Genomic DNA, 18807 nt, shown 5'->3' on the forward strand with positions numbered 1-18807 from the left:
TTGTTACGACAAAAATAAAATTATTGATACGGAACCACGGTAGGGTTTCCCATCTGGAAATTCTGTAAACCGAAATCGGTGTTTTTAAAGGAATTTGTCTTAAAAATATTATCTCCGTTTCCGGGAATCGTAGGGTAGAAGGCAAACGACAATTGGAAGCTGTTAAAAACGAGGTAATCGTTACTGATCAGTACTCCCAAACCGAATTTAGAATAGAGTCGGGTGGAAAACAGATGGTTTTCATCGCCTAACATACCAAATGAAAAGTTGGCAAACGGACTAAAACGGAAACCGTACCAACTTCCCGGCATATACGATTGTGTTTGAACCGTAAACTGCCATCTCCGACTACCATAGAGATCGACGCTATCAAAACCCTGGATGCCATTAGTGCCGGATAAGGTTAATAAATCCCGTTCTGTAGGCAAACGATGGCTACCAATAATCAGTTCGGGTTTTATAAACTGACGGAATTTCCAGCTTCCGAGTTCAATCAGTTTGGTGAAATAGTTAAGTTCGAAGCGGAATACCGTTTGTTCGGTAGATGCACCGTTAAAATAAGCACCCCATTCGACAGTAGTGCCTAAAAATCCGAAATTATAATAATCGCCGGATGATAATCGGCCGCCCAAATACAGACGTTTCAATTGGTTTTTATGATGAATTCCGGTGGTAATCGAATACACACGTCCTACCGGGACGTCTTCAATAATACCGTAGTTAAATAAAAACCGTTCCTGAACAAAACTACGGGTGGTAATTCCGATACTGGCCAGATACAATTGGGTATTGGAAAAGAAATTGATGGAATCGTATTGTATTCCGGGTTTTTCGATAAACTTGAGGTTGTAATATCGAGCTGTGGTTACCAGATTAGTTACCCGATTGTCTTCCGATCGGTCTTTAAAAATACGGAACGCATGACCAGCCCAGATATTTTGTCCTTCGGCTTTAAAATTTTGGAAAACCGTATTCGGGTTGCCTTCATCGTCGAAAGTACCGTCTTTAAATTCTTCTTTATGAAAGTTTTGTTCAAAACCATAGCCGCCGGCCCATCGGGTTAAGGGTGAAAAGAACCCACGTTCTACGGCAAAACCTTTAATATAATCGTCTTCCAGTCCGTATTCGTAGCGAAGCGTTGTATTGATATAGGTATTCCGGATGTTTGGAATTGTATATTTCGCACTATAGGCACTTTTATTATCGGAAAAGCGTTGTTTAAAATTATTTTCGAATTCATGTCCCAATCCCAGAAAATTTCGTTCGGTTAATTCCAGGTTACTTTGCGAACTGGAAATGGCTCCGGTAGGTACAAAACTCCAGGAATCGAGTACGCGGATTACGACATCGACCGAATCGGGGCTTGTGGTAGGAACGGGTTTTACGACCACGCTGCGCACATAACGCTGGCGACGGATCAGACGTTCCGATTCCCGCATTTTTAGCGAGTCGACCGTTTCGTTTGGCTTAAAAAGTAACAGATTGCGCACCGTCCAGTTTTTGGTGCGTATATGAATCCGGTTTCCAAAACGTTCGATCCATTTTCGCGGCGCCTCACTTTCATTGGTAACGGAATAACCAAACGGATCCAGTGTTTCGATTTTGATGTTACGGATTACTTTTCCTTCAAACGGTAAATAGGAAGCTGCTTTGGGTGGCGGTACGTTTTTAATTTCCTTTTTTGGAGTGGTTACGCTACGGGTTGGCCTGAAAATAAGCCGGTGAATAAAGCTGGTAAATTTTTTCTTTTTGGAAAACTTTTCGATATCCTGATAAATGGCTTTTGTTGAATCGGCTTTGGTTTTGTTGTCCTGCGCATATCCATGTGATGCGAGAACGAGAAATACAACCAGAAAAGCAGCAATTTTTTGTAACATTTATCGGTAATAATCGGTACTTGATGTTATAAAGATACGTTAATGAACGGAAAAAAACGAATGTTGTTATCTTGTGGAATAAAAAAAACAGGGAAGTACCTTTTTATTTTTTGTGAGGGAAATTTGATTAGTAACACCTGACAGGTTTTTAAAACCTGTCAGGTGTGGTTATTGCTAAAAAAAAAAGCGGCTGTTCACTTTTGAAACAGCCGCTTTGTTGTGTATTAGCTTTTTTGTTCTTTGTTGAAGTATACTAAGTAGTAATACATCTGTTTTTCTTCGTCCCAGCCTTTTTCTACGAATTTTTCGGCACTTTCCGGGTTAATAAAGTCCAGTTTGATCTGAATATTGGTATCCAGCTCGATGATGTTCTTCATTTTTTTACGGGCATCCGATACGGCCGCATTGGCAATCGGGAAGTTGGTCAGGTCTTCAATACTGTATTTCTCACCTTTGTCAACTTTATAGTTTTTGAATTCGGAAATCAAATCCGGATTGTCGATTACCTCATTTAGGAAGTTGGTTTCTTCGAACTCGTCATTTTTAGCAAAATAATTTACCGAACGGTTCATAAACATAACCTCTTCTTTTTTGTCTTCGGCCGGTAAAACAACTTCTTTTGCAAAATCCTGGCAGAATTTCAGGTATTTTTTAGTCATAAAGTTTTCGTCCTGAAACGCGTCCACCGATAGGAAATGCTCCAACCAGTATCGCGCATCATAACGGTTACTGTCGATCGTTAAAATTTTATAACCTTCTTCTTTTTTATAGTTAAAGATCAAACAACCTTTGTCCAGTTTGTTCAGGTTGATTCCCTGTTGCAAAATCATCTCCAAAGTCGAACCTTTTTCTTCAAATTGAAGGAAATCGGCTTTTAACTCGCTTTTAAAAATTCCGATCGCATCCACTACATTATTGTCGATCGAAACATTGGTCAGGTAGGTTACATACACCTCTCCGTTTTTGATATGCGGATGATTGGACTGTTCAAAAAGGTGTTTGGTTATTTTTTTAGAAACATCGTGAATGCTTCCCGGATTGGCAAAAATCTCGTTCGAGAAATTGTACATTTCGTTATAATCCAAATCCACATCGTGTGCAAACTGAAAGTAATTTTCCTCTTTTTCGCGGAAAGGTTTGAAAAAATACTCTTTTAATAAAGGCATAATCTCATCATTCAGACCATAAGGTGTTTCTGAAAGAAAGATGGCCTCACTGCGGCTTTTATTTCCTACTCTGTGGATAGAAAGGTTGTCGATGTGGGTATTAAATAAGTTTATCATGGTGTTATAATTGCTGTGGCAAAAAAAACCGACTGTTTTTTAGTCGGATTTTTTATGCCGGATATAGTATTGATGTGGTTGTATTTTTAAAGCGATTTTTAGTTCCAGTTTTCTTCAAAACCGTAATCGTTAAAACTGTCGTCTCCGTCGAACATATCAAGATCTTCCTCGTCAAAATCGTCTTCAAACTCTCCATACATATCGTCGCTCGATACGATAGGACTATTGAAATCTTTGGTTGGTGCATCTGTTGGTAATTCGCCATGCGCAAACAACAGATCCGGATAGGTTACCCCATTTTCAGGTTCTTCTACAGCGGCCAATTCTACGAAGAACGTCCACATATTTAAGAAATCGTATACATAGATGATTTTAGTACTGGCTTCGTCCAAAATGGAAGAAAGCGGATAATCCGCCATGGTTCTTTGTTCGCCAGGAACATCACCGGTATCAAACAACGGGATTTCATCTTCCTGTGTCCATTCGTCATCGCAAGTATAAAATGAAGCGATTTCCATTCCGTCAAAGCCAAAAGCGTTTACGATAGCATTGTGTAAATCCTCCAGAGAATCGTCTTCAAGAATGGCAATGTCCCTGAAAATGTCTTCTTCGGCGTCGAGTATAACTCTAAATTTATAAACCATAACCTTATTTGTTTTAAAAAGCCAAAGTTACGGTTAATACTTTTGAATCCAATTAGTGTTGATAATTTTTTGATGAAGTTTTGTAAGTTGTTTAATTGTAGTGATTTAAGTGTTTTTCTGATCTGCTGCTGTTTCGGATGTGAAACGTTTATTTTTCGTAGAATTCGATCGGAAGATCGTCCGGATCGGCGATAAAGAAAAAGCGTTTTCCGGTATATTCATCCACGCGAATGGTTTCGGTTTCGATTTTACGCTCGGAAAGATACTGCTGTGTTGCGACAATATTGTCGACTTCAAAAGCCAGGTGGCGCAATCCGGCAGCTTCCGGTCGGGAAGGGCGTTGCGGCGGATCGGGAAAAGAAAAAAGTTCAAGGCAATAATTTCCGTTAATCGCCAGATCCAGTTTATACGATTGGCGTTCGCTTCGGTATACTTCCTGAAGGACGCTTAATCCTAAAATTTCGGTATAGAAATGTTTGGAAACGGTATAGTCCGAACAGATAACGGCAATGTGGTGAATTTTGTTAAGCGATAACATGGAATAGAGAAAGAAAAAGCCTGGTGTTAACCAGGCTTCTGTAAATTATTTTTTAGCTTTTGGAGCTGGAGCGGCACTTTTAGCCTTTGCAGTTCCGTTTACTGTATTTAATACTGTTTGGTACGAATCGTTTACTTTGGTAAGCGCTTTTAAAATCGCATCATTAGAACCTTTACTGTTAATGATGTCATTTAAGTTTTTGGTTTCGTTGTGTAGTGCTTCTACCTTTTCCGTTAAACCGGATGTTCGGGTTACGTGCTCCGGAAATTTGTTGGCATCAATAGCTACTGCATATTGTACCAGAGATTCTCCATTTCCTTTAAGCGGAGTGAAATTCCCTTTCTGAGCGTCACGGGATACTTTGGTTAATAAATCCTGAAAATTTTTCATTTCCGGCCATTTATCGGTAACGGACTGTGCTGAAATCGTGTTTAATGCGAATAATGCAACGATAACTAATAAAGATTTAAAGTATTTCATAGTTTAAGGTAGTTAATATTGTTTTGCAATACTAAGAAAATTAATTTTATAATTATAATATTTTAAGAGTAATTAAAATATTGATATCATTTTGTTATTAATTCGCACTTTTAGCAGCACTTTGTTAGTTTAAGGTTTTAACCGGCTGATGATGCTTTTCTTAAAATGAGTAAACTTCGGATGCGTAGGATACTGTCGGTTGGAGGTCATATTGTTAAAGAGGAGTGCCACTACCAGCAATACCAGTGCTCCTGTTAACACCGGCGAAACCACATACCAGTAACCGAGTTCCTTAATCTGAGGCGAACCGGTAACCGCGATTAATGCTGTGGCGCCTCCGGGTGGATGTAGCGTTTTGGTGATTTGCATCAGCACAATCGACAGGGAAACAGCTAAAGGAGCCGAAATCCATAAAATATCCGGAATCAGTTTTTGTAAGGTAACACCAATCAGTGCGGAAATAAGATGACCACCTACCAGATTGCGCGGTTGTGCCAGCGGACTCTGAATCACACCATAAACCAGTACGCACGACGCACCAAAAGAACCGATCAGGAAGGTATAATCCTGAGGCGTAAACAAACCATATTGGAAGTAGGAAATAATCCCCAATCCGACCAACGATCCGAGGAAAGCCCAAAAATGTTCTTTATAATCGATTAAGGTTTCTTTGTAAAGCACATAACGGGCCTTGCGGTAATTGCGTTTGATTTTAGGGGTAGGCATATTAAACTCGGGAATAGTTGTAAACAGTATATGGATAAATGAATTTAGCAGTAGTTTTCGATACCAGACAAACCATCAGGATCGGGAAAAATAACGTATAATCGCCAATGGCTTCACAAACCAGAAATAAAGCGGTAAACGGAGCATGGATACTGGCACTTAACATCGCTGCCATTCCAATGACCATAAAATTAATTGGTAAGACATTGGCGTGGAAAAACGTATTTAAAACGGAGGCAGTTAGTAAGCCTAAAAAGGCACCGATAAACAAACTCGGTGCGAATACACCGCCATCGCCACCGGAAACCAGGGTCAATGAGGTAACGATTGGTTTTAGTAAAATTACAAAAACCAACGTTGCGGCCAGCGATACGGTGAGTGTAAGATTGCCCGATTGTAGCGTCAGTTCTTTTACCGCGTGATAGCCTTCCCCGTAAAGTTGCGGGAAAACAAGCAGCGCGAGACTAACCAATCCGGCACCAATGATAATACGAAAATGATGCTGATCAATTTTGGCGAATTTCTTTTTAAAAAGCAAAACACATCGATTCAGATATACGGCATTCACACCGGCTATCATTCCTAGGAGGATCATATAGGGAAGAGCATGCAAATGCCAGGGCAATACGTTAATATTAAAAAGGGGCTGATTGTCTACAAAATACGTAAAGGCAAAAGCGACTGCTACCGCAACGCCATTGGTCAGTAAAAACGATCGGGACCATTTTCGGGAAATCACTTCATAAGCGAAAATCAGTCCGGCAAGCGGGCTACCAAAAAGCGCGGTGATTCCGGAAGCAATTCCGGCACAAATAAGTTGCGTTTTATAACGTTTAAACAGATTTTCCTTTTGCTGAACCACCGAACCGATCGCCGCCGAAGCCACTACGGTAGAAACTTCAATCCCGGTTGAGCCACCAAAAATAACCGTGATCAGGCCATTTAGGAAATGCGAAGTCACTTTATAGGCCGGCAGGTTTTTGTTTTTGGATTCGGTACTCTCGTAAATTTCCTTGATGCCTTTGTTTTCCTTTTTACGGAATAGTGTCTGCCTTAAAAAATAAATGATCGAAAAACCCAAGATCGGGAACAATAAATACAAAAGCCAGTGTTGTTGTGCCAGTGTAAAGAAAATAGCTTCGTAATGTTCCGTTATTTTTTTGAGCGTATTGCCCAGTAAGGCACTTAAAAAACCGATAACAGCAGATATTATGATCAACTTTTGAAGAATAATCAGACGATGGTTCTTTTTGATCCGGGTTGTTTTTTTCATTTCAGGGGAACTAGGAATGCAAAATTTGATACGCAAAAATAACCATTGAAATGCTAAAAAACGGAATAAAAACGTTAAAGTTACGGTGTAACAACCCACCATTGGTTTCCAAAAGGATCTTCAAAACCAGCCGTATAGCCGTAATTCTGGCGAACAGGTGGCATTAACGAGACCGCTTTTTGTAGTAATGCTTTTTGATAGACAGTATCCACATCGGCTACATAAATAAACATCCCGCAGGAGCGAGTCTCATAGTTGTCCGGTTTCTGGGCAAACATGATTACCGCGTCTCCAATCCGAATTTCGCCATGCATAATCGTTCGGTTGCCTTCACCGGGAACGATAAGCTGCTCCCGGGCATCCAGTACTTTTTTAGTAAAATCGAGAAAAGCCTCGGCATGGTCAGTAATGATATACGGCATGACTGGTAAGTATTGGTCGGGTATTTTCATGGTTTTGTTTTTTTGGATTACTATAGTGAAGCCTGAACTTTTGCTGACAGTTTTCCTTTGATCAGTCGATAGGACTGCGCGATATAGTGTTCCCACTCTTTTGATGTTAGTACGGAACTGTCTTCTACCAATACCCATTTATACCGGGCCATATACGGAGCCGGTTTTATATGCAGTCGTGTGGTTAATTGATCAAAATCTTCTTCGGTCGTTTTAAACGAAACCGTTAGCGGTGTGCTATCAAGACCGATAACACAAAACATTTTATTGGCGATCAGAAAACACAGATCATTTCCCCATTTGATGTCCTCCGTTACACCCGGAAAAGAGGAACAAAGGATTTGTAGTTCTTCAATATTCATACGATAATAACTTGGATTCCTGCTAATTTACGCCATTTTGCGACAAAAGAAAAGCACGCTTCTAAATAATTTACAATTCATCCTAAGAAAACTACAGTTCGGTATCCTTTTTTATTAAATGAAAACCAACTGTTGCAATTTTGAGGCACTAAAAAACAAGAAATGATGAAAACGATACTTACAATTTGTAGTCTTTTATGTTGTCTGGTATTTCAGGCGCAAACAAAAATTTCCGGAAAACTGGTTGATCAAAAAGGGAAACCGCAGGAGGGGGTGAATGTGTTTATAGAAGGAACCTATGACGGAGCGCCATCTGCAGCCGATGGTACCTTTTCATTTGAAACCGATGCCAAAGGAAGCCAGGTTTTGGTGATCAGTTCGTTACTGTTCGAAACCATTCGGGAAGCTATTGTAATAGAGACTTACAAATCCCGTTCGTTTACGGTAAAATCCAGTGCGAATGCTTTAAATGATGTAGTGATTTCTGTAGGTTCGTTTCAGGCCGGAGCTACTACAAAAGCATCGGTTTTAAAACCACTGGATATTGTCACTACAGCCGGTTCTCCCGGTAATATAATCGGAGCCTTGCAAACCCTTCCGGGCGCGCAGATTGTAGGAGAGAGCGGTCGTTTGTTTGTTCGCGGTGGGGAATCTGATGAAACCCAAACCTATATTGATGGTATCCGGGTCGCACAGCCTTATGGCGCTTCGGCCAATAATCTGCCAACCCGGGGACGTTTTTCACCTTTCTTGTTTAGTGGAATGTCTTTTACAACCGGAGGTTATTCGGCCGAATTTGGCGATGCTTTATCCAGTGTGTTGTTATTGAATACGATTGATGAACCGGATCAGGAAAAAACAGATATATCCCTGATGACTGTTGGTTTGGGTGTCGGGAATACGCAAAAATGGGGGAAAGGATCTTTTAGTTTTAATACAAGCTATATCAATCTGGAGCCGTATCAAAAGGCGATCCAACAAAATGTAGACTGGATCAAACCGTATCAGTCCATGTCGGGGGAAATGGTTTTCCGTCGTCAGTTTAAAAACGGGTTGTTTAAATTTTATACGGCTTATGATTATGCCAATTTTGAACTCAATCAAAAAGATATTAATTATGAAGACCCGATTCGTGTAGCTATTCAAAATAATAATCTGTATCTGAATGCATCTTATAAAGGAAATTTTGGCGCCAACTGGACGATACAAACCGGAATAGGTTATGGTTATAGTCTGACCAAAACGGATTTGGATAGTAATGCGGTAAAAGATCAGGAAAATGCCGCACACCTAAAACTAAAACTGGGTAAAAAGTTTTCGAATAAAGTACGAATGATTTTCGGTGGGGATTATTTTACAACGGATTTCGACGGAAGTTACCGCCAGCCGTCAAATGAATTTAAAACCGGTTATACCAGTGGAATCGGAGCCTTATATGCTGAAACGGATATTGTACTAACATCAGACTTTGCCGTAAAAGCCGGACTTCGCGGAATGCACAGCGATTTATTAGGAACATCGGTATTGGAACCGAGAGCTTCTCTGGCTTACAGAACCAATAAAAACGGGCAATTGTCACTGGCGTATGGCGATTTTAATCAGTTGCCAAAACAGGATTACCTGAAATACACGTCGGCGTTCGAACCGGAAAAAACAGCACATTATATACTGAATTACACCTATAACCCGAACGGAAGAACACTACGTGCCGAATTGTATTATAAGGATTATAGCAATCTGGTAAAATACAACACCGATTTGCCACAATACAACAGTATTTATACCAACAACGGAAGCGGATATGCCAAAGGATTTGATCTTTTCTGGAGGGATAATAAAACGGTTAAAAATCTGGAATATTGGTTGTCCTACTCGTATATCGACAGTAAAAGGGATTATAAAAACTATCCGGATAAAGTAACGCCCAATTTTGTAGCGAACCATACGCTTTCGATAGTAGGAAAATACTGGATCAATGATTTGCGTTCGCAGTTGAGTGTGACGAACAGCTTTGCTACCGGACGTCCGTATAACAATCCGAATGAAATGACTTTTATGAATGGAAAAACGACAAGTTATAACAGTTTGAGTCTGAGTTGGGCATACTTAATGTCGCCACAAAAAATACTATACCTATCGGTTTCAAATGTAATGGGAAAAGACAACGTTTTTGGTTACCAATATGCCAATTCACCAGATGTAGGCGGACAGTTTCAACGTCAGGCGATAGGACAGGCTGCCGACCGGTTTTTCTTTATCGGTTTCTTCTGGACCATCAGTCAGGATAAGAAATCCAACCAATTGGAAAACCTGTAACAATTCATCCCTTAAAAATGACAGTTGGGTCAGGATTAATTTTAAAGTCGCTCCGGTCAAAATACCTTTGGACTATAAATAAAGAACAACGTTTCAATCATCAAAAAAAGAAATCAATAAACCAACTAAAAAACAAAAAACCATGACACGAATTATCACCGCATTAGCCTTATTTATCTGCCATATGGCATTTTCGCAAACACAATATGAGCAAGGAATGAAAAAAGCCCTTGGTTTGTGGGGAGAAGGAAAACCTACCGAAGCGGCAGCCCTTTTTGAACGTATCGCATTAGTAGAAAAAGACAACTGGCTACCGAACTACTACGTAGCTTTGATCAACACAACTGAAGCCTTTGTTCCTGCCAATCGTGACAAAGTTTCGGCTTTATTGGAAAAAGCACAACAAGCCGAAAACGACGCCAACATGATCAGTCCGAATAATCCGGAATTAATGGTCATGCAGGCACTGATTTACACTGCCTGGATTGTATACGATCCGCAATCGAATGGAATGAAATATAGCGGGAAAACGATGGAACAATATTATAAAGCACTGGCTTTGGCACCGAATAACCCGAGAGTTGTATTTTCGAAAGCCGAATTTGAAATAGGTGGCGCCAAATTTTTCGGAAAAGATACCAAACCAATGTGTGCGCAAGTTGCGAAATCAATTGAACTTTTTGCTACTTTTAAACCAGAATCGCCTTTTCATCCGAACTGGGGATTGGACAGAGCGCAGGAAGTGCTGCAAAACTGCAACACAAAATAAAAACAAACCGGCGGAATAGCCACGAATAAACAGAAAATAAAATGAGCTTTTACCTGAGACATTTTTTACGAGCCATAGGTATTGGAACGGCCATCATTGGTGTATTGCTTTTGCTGCGATGGATTAATGGAAACCCGGTACCAATTAACGATGCTTTCTGGCTAAATGTTGAGTTTACAATGCTCTATACGGTAGCATTATATATGGCAAATATGGCTGTTTTCGTGGTGCTGGACCGGATATTTAAGCAAGATCGTTTTGCTTTGAAAAGAGTAATAATAGGGTTTTTAAGTTCCTTTGTGGTTTCTATAGCGGTCATTTTTTTATTACGGGCTTTTGAAGAAATACAATTTAACGGACTGACATTCCGGGCGTTTTTAGAAAAAGAGAAACCTGGGAATTATCTTATATCGATCATTATTACATTTATTATTACGCTGATTCTCCATATGATCTATTTTTATAGAGCGTATCAGGAAAACCGTTTTAAACAGCAAAAAATCATCGCCGGTACGGCCTCTGCCAAATTTGAAAGTTTAAAAAACCAGATCGATCCGCATTTTTTGTTTAACAGTCTGAATGTACTGAGTTCGTTAATCGAGGAAAACCCGGATAATGCACAACGTTTTACGTCTTCTTTATCGAAAATATACCGCTATGTGCTGGAACAAAAAGATAAGGAACTGGTTAGTGTGGAAGAGGAACTTGCCTTTGCCAAGACGTATATGAACTTATTAAAAATGCGTTTTGAAAACAGTATTTACTACGAACACCCGGAAAAATCAGCAAATCCGGAGGCGAAAGTGGTTCCGTTATCGTTGCAGTTATTATTGGAAAATACGATAAAACACAATATCGTTAGCGAACAAAAGCCATTACACATTCGCATATTCGAACAAAACGGCTACCTCGTAGTACAAAACGATCTGCAAAAAAAGGAAGTTTTAAAAGACCGACAAGGTGTTGGTTTGCAAAACATCATCGACCGTTATGCGATTCTCACGGAACGTAAGGTAAAAATAGAACAAACTGAAAAAACATTCACGGTACAACTACCGATGTTAACCAAACAAATTGGTATTATGGAAACCTATCAGCAACATGACGATACGGCTTATTACCGGGCTAAAAAGAAAGTAGAAGCTTTGAAAGGATTTTACGGAAATCTGATGTCCTATTGTTTAGTAATTCCGTCCCTCATATTTATTAATCTTTATTTTTCATCGGGTTTCCAATGGTTTTGGTTTCCGATGTTGGGATGGGGTATGGGGCTTTTTATCCACGGATTTAGCGTATTGGGATATGGCGCCAGCTGGGAAGAACGTAAGATCCGGGAACTGATGGAAAAACAGGATACCGACAGTAAAAAGAACTGGAAATAATGTAAAAGAATATTCATGGAGCCTAATTATAACGAACAGGAACGCTATCAGCAAGCGCGTAAACGAGTGGAAGAAATCAAAGGTTTTTACGGAAATCTTACCGCTTATATTGCTGTAAATCTTACATTGTTAGCAATCAACCTGCTAACGTCCCCGGAGCATTTATGGTTTTTTTATCCGATGATCGGATGGGGAATTGGAGTGGTTTTCCACGGGATGAAAGTTTTCAACTATATGCCCTTTTTGGGGCGTGACTGGGAAGCCCGAAAAATGAAAGAATTTTTAGAGGAAGAAGAAAAGCAAAAACACAAACAAAACTGGAACTAAGATGCGCCGCAAATACAAATCATGGGAAGAGCAATACAGTAGCGATAGTCGTTATGAAGAAGCTGCCAAAAGGGTAAAACGAATCAAAGGATTCTATACGCACCTGATGATATACCTATTGGTAAATCTGTTTATCGTATTTTTAAACTTTCGGGATTTAAAAGTAGGGGAAAGTTATTTTCAGTTTAAAAACTTCTTTACCGCGATATGTTGGGGCATCGGATTGCTTGCACACGGATTGCGGGTTTTTGGATACGATTTTTTCTTTGGAGGTGACTGGGAAGCCCGCAAAATCAAAGAATTTATGGAAAAAGAGAAAAATGAAAAATGGGAATAATCACAAAATAGGAATACGAATACGATGAATATTATAATTATAGAAGACGAAAAACCGGCTGCGCGATTATTACAGCGAAAAGTTGAAAAACTGGGATTAAACGTCCATACCATGTTGCATTCGGTAGAAGAATCTTTACAATGGTTTCAAACCAATCCGCATCCGGATCTTATCTTTCTCGATATCCAGCTTTCCGACGGACTTTCTTTTGAAATCTTTGAACAGATCGATATCAAAAGCGCGGTTATTTTTACAACGGCCTACGACGAATATGCGTTAAAAGCCTTTAAATTAAACAGTATTGACTACCTGTTAAAACCAATAGACGAAGACGATCTGGAAGTGGCATTAAACAAATACCGACAACGCAATCCGGAGCCGCAACAATTGTCACTGGATTTTGAAATGATCAAACGAATGCTCGTGAATCCGGTGGATAAATCGTATAAAAAGCGCTTTACGGTAAAAATCGGTCAGCAGTTAAAAGTAATTCCGATAGAGGAAGTCGAATGTTTTTATAGCGAAAACAAAGGAACCTATGTTCATACGACTGATAACCGCGATTATTTACTGGATCAGGCATTAGAGCAATTGGAAACCGAATTGGATCCAAAAGATTTCTATCGCGTGAGTCGTAAATTTATCATTCCGATGCGCGCGATAAAGGAAATCGTACTCTATAGCAATTCCAGACTAAAAGTCATTTTGCCAACCTATAAAGGCGATGAGGTTATTGTGAGCCGCGAAAGGGTTAGTGATTTTAAAGAATGGATCGGTTAGGATCCATTTTTTATACCGTTTTATTTTTTCGGGCTTCCAGAATCATATAAAACTGCACTCCGAATAAAATCGAGGCAAGTACCAAATGAATTGTCTGACTTCCAAATGGGAAATGCAGGTAATACATGGCAATTCCGGAGGCGATTTCCAATGCTAATAGCAGCATCACCCAGTTGATTTTTGAAAAGCCCAAACCCAATCGTTTGTTGCGTAAATACAGAAACAGACTCGATAAAAATACCACTACGGAAAACGTACGGTGAAAGTAAAAACTCACTTCGGGTTTACTTAACCAAAGGGTTTCATTTCCGATTCCGGATTTTACCTGTTCGTCTACAAATTGGCGTACCTGAGTTCCTAAAACCACCTGAATTAACGTTAATCCAAGTGAAACCCAAAGGATAGTCAAAAACATCGGATTCGCAATTTTATCCGACGAAACCGGTTTGGCCAATCGGATGATATATAAGATAACGGCAACGATTACCAGTGCCATTACCATATGAACGGTGATTTTTACCGGGTTTAATACCGAATACACAACCGTTGCGCCCAACCATGCCTGGAATCCCATCATAAAAACAACCAGCCAGGACAATAGGGTAATCTTTTTACTTTGTTTCCACAGTGAAAATGACGCAATAGCCATAATAAAACAAGCCAGACCGGCGAAAGCACCTACCAGTCGGTTGCCATATTCGGTCCAGGTATGCGAAGCATTAAAGATCGCATAATCGTGCTTGGTGTATTTTTTCCAATGGGAAGCGTCAAATTCCGCTCCGGTGGTAAAATCATCTTTGGCTACCAACAGACTTTCATCTTTAATGATCACCTGACCTTTTTTAAACGTGTGGTTTTCACTCCAGGTCAATTCCTTGATATCGGTTGGAGGAATATAATATCCAAAACATTTCGGCCAATCGGGACAACCCATTCCGGAACCGGTCATACGAACCAGCGCTCCGGCTACAATTACTAAATAGACTAATACTAAAGCTGTTTTTGCGATGGTGGTGAAATGTTTTTTCATTTTTGTAAGCTTTTAAGTTTGAACCAGAAGGTTATTCGGTTGCCTTTTTTAATCCTAGTTTTGCCGCTTTTTCCATCATAAAATCGTAAGCCGGCTGGTATTCATTCGGGATTTCTCCTTCGAGTATGGCTTCCTTGATGGCTTCTTTTAAAAGGCCGATTTCGCGGGAAGGTTTTAGATTAAAAATGGCCATGATCTCTTCTCCGGTAATAGGCGGTTGAAAGTTTCGAATATGGTCGCGTTCTTCCACTTCGACAATTTTCTGGCGGACGATTTTAAAATTATGATGATATTTTCGGAATTTCGACGGGTTTTTAGTTGTGATATCGGCTTCACACAAAATCATCAGATTTTCGACATCCTCACCGGCATCAAAAACCAAACGACGGACGGCTGAATCGGTTACAATATCCTGAGCCAGAACAATTGGTCGGGAACTCATCATAACCATTTTCTGCACGAATTTCATCTTGTGATTTAACGGCATATGCAAACGTTCGAAAATACGTTTTACCATTTTACCACCTAAAAATTCATGTCCGTGGAATGTCCAACCCTGTTTTTTAGAAAAACGTTTTGTTGGTGCTTTACCGATATCGTGTAACAATGCCGACCAGCGTAGCCATACATCGTCGGTATTTGGACAAATATTGTCGACGACTTCCAGGGTATGATAAAAGTTGTTTTTATGGGTATGGCCTTCTATTTCTTCCACCTGATTTAAAGCGGTCAGTTCCGGTAAAATAATATCGAGTAAGCCGGTTTGATACAAAAGAAGGAAACCTACAGAAGGTTTGTCTGACAATAGGATTTTGTTTAATTCCTCGACAATGCGTTCTCCGGAAATAATGTTAATCCGATCCTTATTTCGGGAAATGGAAGCCAACGATTCCGATTCGATGGTAAAATTGAGTTGGGATGCAAAACGGATCGCACGCATCATACGTAACGGATCATCTGAATAGGTAATATCCGGATCCAGCGGCGTTTTGATGCATTTGTTTTCCATATCGGCCAATCCGTTAAACGGATCAACCAGTTCGCCGTAGTTGGCTTCGTTTAGGGAAAGTGCCAAAGCGTTGATTGTAAAATCGCGACGGTTTTGATCGTCTTCCAGCGTACCATTTTCCACAACCGGATTCCGGCTGTCGAAATGATAGGATTCTTTGCGGGCACCTACAAATTCGATATCCATATCCTCATAGCGAAGCATGGCGGTACCGTAATTTTTAAAGACCTGCACTTTCGGATTGTGTGGGATCAGTTCCGACACTTTTAAAGCCAATTCGATACCACTACCAACGGCCACGATGTCGATGTCTTTTTTATGATTGCGTTCCAGAATCAAATCCCTTACAAAGCCGCCAATAACATAGGAATCGACCTGTAGCTCTTTGGCCGCACGGGATATAATTTCAAAAATTTTGGACTGTAATGCCTCTTTATATGAAGTTTGTTTTTTCATTAATGGTCGCTCCGGTTTGCAGGGCTAAGCTGTTTATTTTCGTATAATTTTTACCTCACTGTTCCCAGACAGTTTTATGATAGTCGACGGTTTACCGCCAATTTTATCGTGGTGCAAATTTACAACATAGTCGACGCCTTGCAAAATTGCGGGGCTTATTTCTTTAAACGATTTTGGAGTAGGTTCGCCACTGATGTTTGCCGAAGTGGAAACCAGCGGAACTTTCATCCGTTCCATTAGTTTAAAACAGAAAGGTTCTTTAACGATTCGCATCCCTAACGTATTATCCTGGCCGATGATATTGGGTGCGACATTTCGCGGATTATCCAGGATTAGTGTGGTTGGTTTTTCAGATAAATCGAGGATTTGCCAGGCTACTTCCGGAATATCTTTAAAAACATTGTATACCATACGGTCTCCGTTCATCAGGACGATCATGCTTTTACTTTCTTCCCGTTGCTTTAGCACGTATATTTTTTTTACGGCTTCCGGATTGGTTGCATCACAACCGATTCCCCAAACGGTATCGGTTGGATACAGAATGATTCCTCCGTTTTTGATCACTTCGTATGCTTTGTGAATTTCTTCTGCAATCATTTTATATTTATTTAAACTGTTTTTATAAATCATTACAGGAAGCGATTCAAAACAATACTAGCGACTTAATCAAAAAAAGTAGTCATTATTTTAGATAAATCGTTGTTAAAAACAGCTTCTTCCTGTTCAATTTTTTTGCGATAGCTATCGAAATGGCGGACTTCTTTTTCATATGCTGTAAAACAATTTTCTAACAAGTCAATAACATCACGTTCTTTACCCGGTATAAAATCTATTTTAAATTTGTCCGGTATCGGAATATCTTCTGCAAAGTTAGCACTTCCTTTTCTGTTTGTAACTATAATACAGCCACACATTGCAGCTTCTCTCGGAATACGGTCTTTACCGGGATGATTTCCAAAGTCGATATAAATTTTGGCGCTAAGTAACAATTGTCGCACCTGCGACGGAGTGATGTTTTCTATCGGAAACCAATCAATATAAGGTGCTTTTCGGATCAACTCCAGCATATCACTAAATCCTTTTTTGGGATTGTATACAATCCTGTTTTTTTTATTCTGGTTGGTAAAAGATCTTTCTTTTAATTTATCGATAAAAATAGCGTCAAGATAGTCGGATAAATTATAAATGTCAGTGACGCTTTTCGATTCCAGAAAATGCCGGGCATAATGCGATTGTACCCAATGGGAAAGCAAGGGTTCCTTTTTAAAATCATAATGGTACACTGTTGGTTTTAAACCCAAAAAGCGTCGTAAGGAAAAGGGTTTCGGCCTAATGGCAGCCAAAAAGAAATCGACACTTAACCACCAGATTACCTTATGGATTTTTTTATAGTGATAGATCATCCCGGTATAGATTTCGGGAAAGATGGCGATATTTTCCGGAATATCTGTTATAATATTCGTATACGGGATTTTAAAGCGTTTGTAAAATTCATGTACCGGATTTATGTATGATTGCTGCCCGATATACATCATTTTGGCTTTAAATCCCATACCGATCAGTTTGGATGCCAGTTGGTGCATTAACAAGGGACCGCCCGAAGCAAAATTGGCCGGGGCTATCAGATAGAAAGTTGTGGTTGTTTTATTTAGTTTCACAATATTCGGTTTTAAATTTTCTAATGGCCGAAGCAATAATTTGATGCATATCGTAGTATTTATATTCGGCAAGTCGACCACCAAAAATAACCTTGGAATCCTTTGCCATGAGGCAATACTGTTTATAAATCGCCTGATTCTTTTTATCATTAACAGGGTAAAAAGCTTCTTTTTTTGAAGACCAGGATTCCGGATATTCTTTGGTGATAACGGTTTGCGGTTGTTTGCCAAATTCGAAGTGTTTGTGCTCGATGATACGGGTAAAAGGAACTGTAGCATCATTATAATTGACCACGGCATTACCCTGAAAATTGGAGCTGTTGATAATTTCGTTTTCAAATCGGAGCGAGCGGTACTCGAGTTCTCCGAATTGATAATCGAAATATTCATCGATTTTTCCGGTAAATACAATAGTCTCGGCCAGCGATTCGAAATACGAACGATCGTCAAAAAAATCCGTATTTAAACGTATTTCAGTTCCTTCCAGCAATCCGTCAATAATTTTATTATAACCGCCAACGGGTATGCCCTGATAGGTATCGTTAAAATAATTATTGTCGAAAGTATACCGGATTGGCAACCTTTTAATAATAAAAGGCGGTAGCTCTGTAGCTTTACGCCCCCATTGCTTTTCCGTGTATTCTTTGATCAAAGTTTCATAAATATCCTTACCTACCATAGAAAGAGCCTGTTCTTCGAGATTTGCCGGATTTGCAACGCCAAACCGGTCTATCTGGACATTAATTTTTGCCCGTGCTTCTTCGGGAGTAATAGCACCCCATAACTGGTAGAATGTATTCATGTTAAAAGGCAGGTTGTAAAGCCTTCCTTTTGCAAGGGTCACGGGACTATTGATGTAATGGTTAAACGTGGTAAACTGATTGACATAATCCCAGATAAATTTATCGTTGGTATGGAAAATATGCGCACCATATTTATGGATTGTAATGTCTTCTATCTTTTCACAATAAACATTACCGCCCCGATGGGATCTTTTGTCAATAACAAGGCATCTTTTGCCGATTTTAGTGGCTTCATGAGCAAAAACGGCTCCAAAAAGTCCGGAACCTACAATTAGAAGATCATAGTCAGTTGTCATCTTATTTTT

General features: G+C 39.7%; 20 protein-coding genes. 6 read left to right on the forward strand and 14 right to left on the reverse strand.

The window, feature by feature from the left end; all coding sequences use genetic code 11:
* Positions 1 to 20 precede the first annotated feature (20 nt).
* From E6C50_RS07405 to E6C50_RS07445, 9 genes are all read right to left on the reverse strand, one after another.
* Positions 21 to 1877 (reverse strand): BamA/TamA family outer membrane protein, encoded by a 1857-nt coding sequence (locus tag E6C50_RS07405; protein WP_136402567.1) that lies wholly within the window; start codon positions 1875 to 1877, stop codon positions 21 to 23.
* A 224-nt stretch (positions 1878 to 2101) separates the two neighbouring features.
* On the reverse strand, positions 2102 to 3160 hold the full coding sequence (locus E6C50_RS07410; RefSeq protein WP_136402568.1) for a nucleoid-associated protein: 1059 nt from the start codon (positions 3158 to 3160) through the stop codon (positions 2102 to 2104).
* Between the two features lie 98 nt (positions 3161 to 3258).
* Positions 3259 to 3804 (reverse strand): plasmid pRiA4b ORF-3 family protein, encoded by a 546-nt coding sequence (locus E6C50_RS07415; protein ID WP_136402569.1) that lies wholly within the window; start codon positions 3802 to 3804, stop codon positions 3259 to 3261.
* A gap of 148 nt (positions 3805 to 3952) precedes the next feature.
* The gene (gene gloA2, locus E6C50_RS07420) at positions 3953 to 4342 is read right to left on the reverse strand and encodes an SMU1112c/YaeR family gloxylase I-like metalloprotein (protein WP_136402570.1); all 390 of its coding nucleotides are present in this window, start codon (positions 4340 to 4342) and stop codon (positions 3953 to 3955) included.
* Positions 4343 to 4387: 45 nt separating this feature from the next.
* Complete coding sequence (locus E6C50_RS07425) at positions 4388 to 4822, reverse strand: hypothetical protein (protein WP_136402571.1); 435 nt, start codon at positions 4820 to 4822, stop codon at positions 4388 to 4390.
* A 129-nt stretch (positions 4823 to 4951) separates the two neighbouring features.
* On the reverse strand, positions 4952 to 5548 hold the full coding sequence (locus tag E6C50_RS07430; RefSeq protein ID WP_136402572.1) for an HPP family protein: 597 nt from the start codon (positions 5546 to 5548) through the stop codon (positions 4952 to 4954).
* 1 nt (position 5549) lies between these two features.
* A complete protein-coding gene (locus tag E6C50_RS07435; RefSeq protein WP_136402573.1) occupies positions 5550 to 6821 on the reverse strand; it encodes a chloride channel protein in 1272 nt (423 codons plus the stop codon).
* A gap of 80 nt (positions 6822 to 6901) precedes the next feature.
* The gene (locus E6C50_RS07440) at positions 6902 to 7273 is read right to left on the reverse strand and encodes a VOC family protein (protein ID WP_136402574.1); all 372 of its coding nucleotides are present in this window, start codon (positions 7271 to 7273) and stop codon (positions 6902 to 6904) included.
* Positions 7274 to 7293: 20 nt separating this feature from the next.
* On the reverse strand, positions 7294 to 7635 hold the full coding sequence (locus E6C50_RS07445; RefSeq protein WP_136402575.1) for an MmcQ/YjbR family DNA-binding protein: 342 nt from the start codon (positions 7633 to 7635) through the stop codon (positions 7294 to 7296).
* A gap of 165 nt (positions 7636 to 7800) precedes the next feature.
* Here E6C50_RS07445 and E6C50_RS07450 point away from each other — a divergent pair, with 165 nt between their 5' ends.
* The 6 genes from E6C50_RS07450 to E6C50_RS07475 all read left to right on the forward strand — a co-directional run bounded on the left by E6C50_RS07450 (position 7801) and on the right by E6C50_RS07475 (position 13546).
* Positions 7801 to 9951 carry a TonB-dependent receptor gene (locus tag E6C50_RS07450; protein WP_136402922.1) on the forward strand — a complete coding sequence of 717 codons (2151 nt, stop codon included), beginning with the start codon at positions 7801 to 7803 and terminating at the stop codon, positions 9949 to 9951.
* 142 nt (positions 9952 to 10093) lie between these two features.
* Positions 10094 to 10720 (forward strand): hypothetical protein, encoded by a 627-nt coding sequence (locus tag E6C50_RS07455; protein ID WP_136402576.1) that lies wholly within the window; start codon positions 10094 to 10096, stop codon positions 10718 to 10720.
* Between the two features lie 41 nt (positions 10721 to 10761).
* Positions 10762 to 12102: a histidine kinase gene (locus E6C50_RS07460; protein ID WP_136402577.1), complete on the forward strand. Its 1341-nt coding sequence runs from the start codon at positions 10762 to 10764 to the stop codon at positions 12100 to 12102.
* Between the two features lie 15 nt (positions 12103 to 12117).
* The gene (locus E6C50_RS07465) at positions 12118 to 12429 is read left to right on the forward strand and encodes a 2TM domain-containing protein (RefSeq protein WP_136402578.1); all 312 of its coding nucleotides are present in this window, start codon (positions 12118 to 12120) and stop codon (positions 12427 to 12429) included.
* Position 12430: 1 nt separating this feature from the next.
* On the forward strand, positions 12431 to 12766 hold the full coding sequence (locus E6C50_RS07470; protein WP_136402579.1) for a 2TM domain-containing protein: 336 nt from the start codon (positions 12431 to 12433) through the stop codon (positions 12764 to 12766).
* Between the two features lie 24 nt (positions 12767 to 12790).
* Complete coding sequence (locus E6C50_RS07475) at positions 12791 to 13546, forward strand: LytR/AlgR family response regulator transcription factor (RefSeq protein ID WP_136402580.1); 756 nt, start codon at positions 12791 to 12793, stop codon at positions 13544 to 13546.
* A 10-nt stretch (positions 13547 to 13556) separates the two neighbouring features.
* Here the strand turns inward: E6C50_RS07475 and E6C50_RS07480 are convergent, their stop codons facing one another.
* The 5 genes from E6C50_RS07480 to glf form a co-directional block, all read right to left on the reverse strand.
* The gene (locus tag E6C50_RS07480; protein ID WP_136402581.1) at positions 13557 to 14576 is read right to left on the reverse strand and encodes a COX15/CtaA family protein; all 1020 of its coding nucleotides are present in this window, start codon (positions 14574 to 14576) and stop codon (positions 13557 to 13559) included.
* A gap of 31 nt (positions 14577 to 14607) precedes the next feature.
* The gene (locus E6C50_RS07485; RefSeq protein ID WP_136402582.1) at positions 14608 to 16041 is read right to left on the reverse strand and encodes a CCA tRNA nucleotidyltransferase; all 1434 of its coding nucleotides are present in this window, start codon (positions 16039 to 16041) and stop codon (positions 14608 to 14610) included.
* A 33-nt stretch (positions 16042 to 16074) separates the two neighbouring features.
* On the reverse strand, positions 16075 to 16638 hold the full coding sequence (locus E6C50_RS07490; RefSeq protein ID WP_136402583.1) for an L-threonylcarbamoyladenylate synthase: 564 nt from the start codon (positions 16636 to 16638) through the stop codon (positions 16075 to 16077).
* 65 nt (positions 16639 to 16703) lie between these two features.
* A complete protein-coding gene (locus tag E6C50_RS07495; protein ID WP_136402584.1) occupies positions 16704 to 17699 on the reverse strand; it encodes a hypothetical protein in 996 nt (331 codons plus the stop codon).
* Positions 17686 to 18798 (reverse strand): UDP-galactopyranose mutase, encoded by a 1113-nt coding sequence (gene glf / locus E6C50_RS07500; protein ID WP_136402585.1) that lies wholly within the window; start codon positions 18796 to 18798, stop codon positions 17686 to 17688. The genes E6C50_RS07495 and glf overlap by 14 nt, the downstream gene beginning before the upstream one ends.
* Between the last annotated feature and the right edge of the window lie 9 nt (positions 18799 to 18807).

Source organism: Flavobacterium supellecticarium, assembly GCF_004801375.1.
Taxonomy (GTDB): domain Bacteria; phylum Bacteroidota; class Bacteroidia; order Flavobacteriales; family Flavobacteriaceae; genus Flavobacterium; species Flavobacterium supellecticarium.

Excerpts from the sequence above, each read along its gene's own strand:
- E6C50_RS07430 (WP_136402572.1), bottom strand. The coding sequence starts at position 5,548 with ATGCCTACCCCTAAAATCAAACGCAATTACCGCAAGGCCCGTTATGTG.
- gloA2 (WP_136402570.1), bottom strand. The coding sequence starts at position 4,342 with ATGTTATCGCTTAACAAAATTCACCACATTGCCGTTATCTGTTCGGAC.
- E6C50_RS07455 (WP_136402576.1), top strand. The coding sequence starts at position 10,094 with ATGACACGAATTATCACCGCATTAGCCTTATTTATCTGCCATATGGCA.
- E6C50_RS07465 (WP_136402578.1), top strand. The coding sequence starts at position 12,118 with ATGGAGCCTAATTATAACGAACAGGAACGCTATCAGCAAGCGCGTAAA.
- E6C50_RS07490 (WP_136402583.1), bottom strand. The coding sequence starts at position 16,638 with ATGATTGCAGAAGAAATTCACAAAGCATACGAAGTGATCAAAAACGGA.
- E6C50_RS07450 (WP_136402922.1), top strand. The coding sequence starts at position 7,801 with ATGAAAACGATACTTACAATTTGTAGTCTTTTATGTTGTCTGGTATTT.
- glf (WP_136402585.1), bottom strand. The coding sequence starts at position 18,798 with ATGACAACTGACTATGATCTTCTAATTGTAGGTTCCGGACTTTTTGGA.
- E6C50_RS07470 (WP_136402579.1), top strand. The coding sequence starts at position 12,431 with ATGCGCCGCAAATACAAATCATGGGAAGAGCAATACAGTAGCGATAGT.
- E6C50_RS07480 (WP_136402581.1), bottom strand. The coding sequence starts at position 14,576 with ATGAAAAAACATTTCACCACCATCGCAAAAACAGCTTTAGTATTAGTC.
- E6C50_RS07405 (WP_136402567.1), bottom strand. The coding sequence starts at position 1,877 with ATGTTACAAAAAATTGCTGCTTTTCTGGTTGTATTTCTCGTTCTCGCA.
- E6C50_RS07425 (WP_136402571.1), bottom strand. The coding sequence starts at position 4,822 with ATGAAATACTTTAAATCTTTATTAGTTATCGTTGCATTATTCGCATTA.
- E6C50_RS07485 (WP_136402582.1), bottom strand. The coding sequence starts at position 16,041 with ATGAAAAAACAAACTTCATATAAAGAGGCATTACAGTCCAAAATTTTT.
- E6C50_RS07410 (WP_136402568.1), bottom strand. The coding sequence starts at position 3,160 with ATGATAAACTTATTTAATACCCACATCGACAACCTTTCTATCCACAGA.
- E6C50_RS07440 (WP_136402574.1), bottom strand. The coding sequence starts at position 7,273 with ATGAAAATACCCGACCAATACTTACCAGTCATGCCGTATATCATTACT.
- E6C50_RS07415 (WP_136402569.1), bottom strand. The coding sequence starts at position 3,804 with ATGGTTTATAAATTTAGAGTTATACTCGACGCCGAAGAAGACATTTTC.
- E6C50_RS07460 (WP_136402577.1), top strand. The coding sequence starts at position 10,762 with ATGAGCTTTTACCTGAGACATTTTTTACGAGCCATAGGTATTGGAACG.
- E6C50_RS07475 (WP_136402580.1), top strand. The coding sequence starts at position 12,791 with ATGAATATTATAATTATAGAAGACGAAAAACCGGCTGCGCGATTATTA.
- E6C50_RS07435 (WP_136402573.1), bottom strand. The coding sequence starts at position 6,821 with ATGAAAAAAACAACCCGGATCAAAAAGAACCATCGTCTGATTATTCTT.
- E6C50_RS07445 (WP_136402575.1), bottom strand. The coding sequence starts at position 7,635 with ATGAATATTGAAGAACTACAAATCCTTTGTTCCTCTTTTCCGGGTGTA.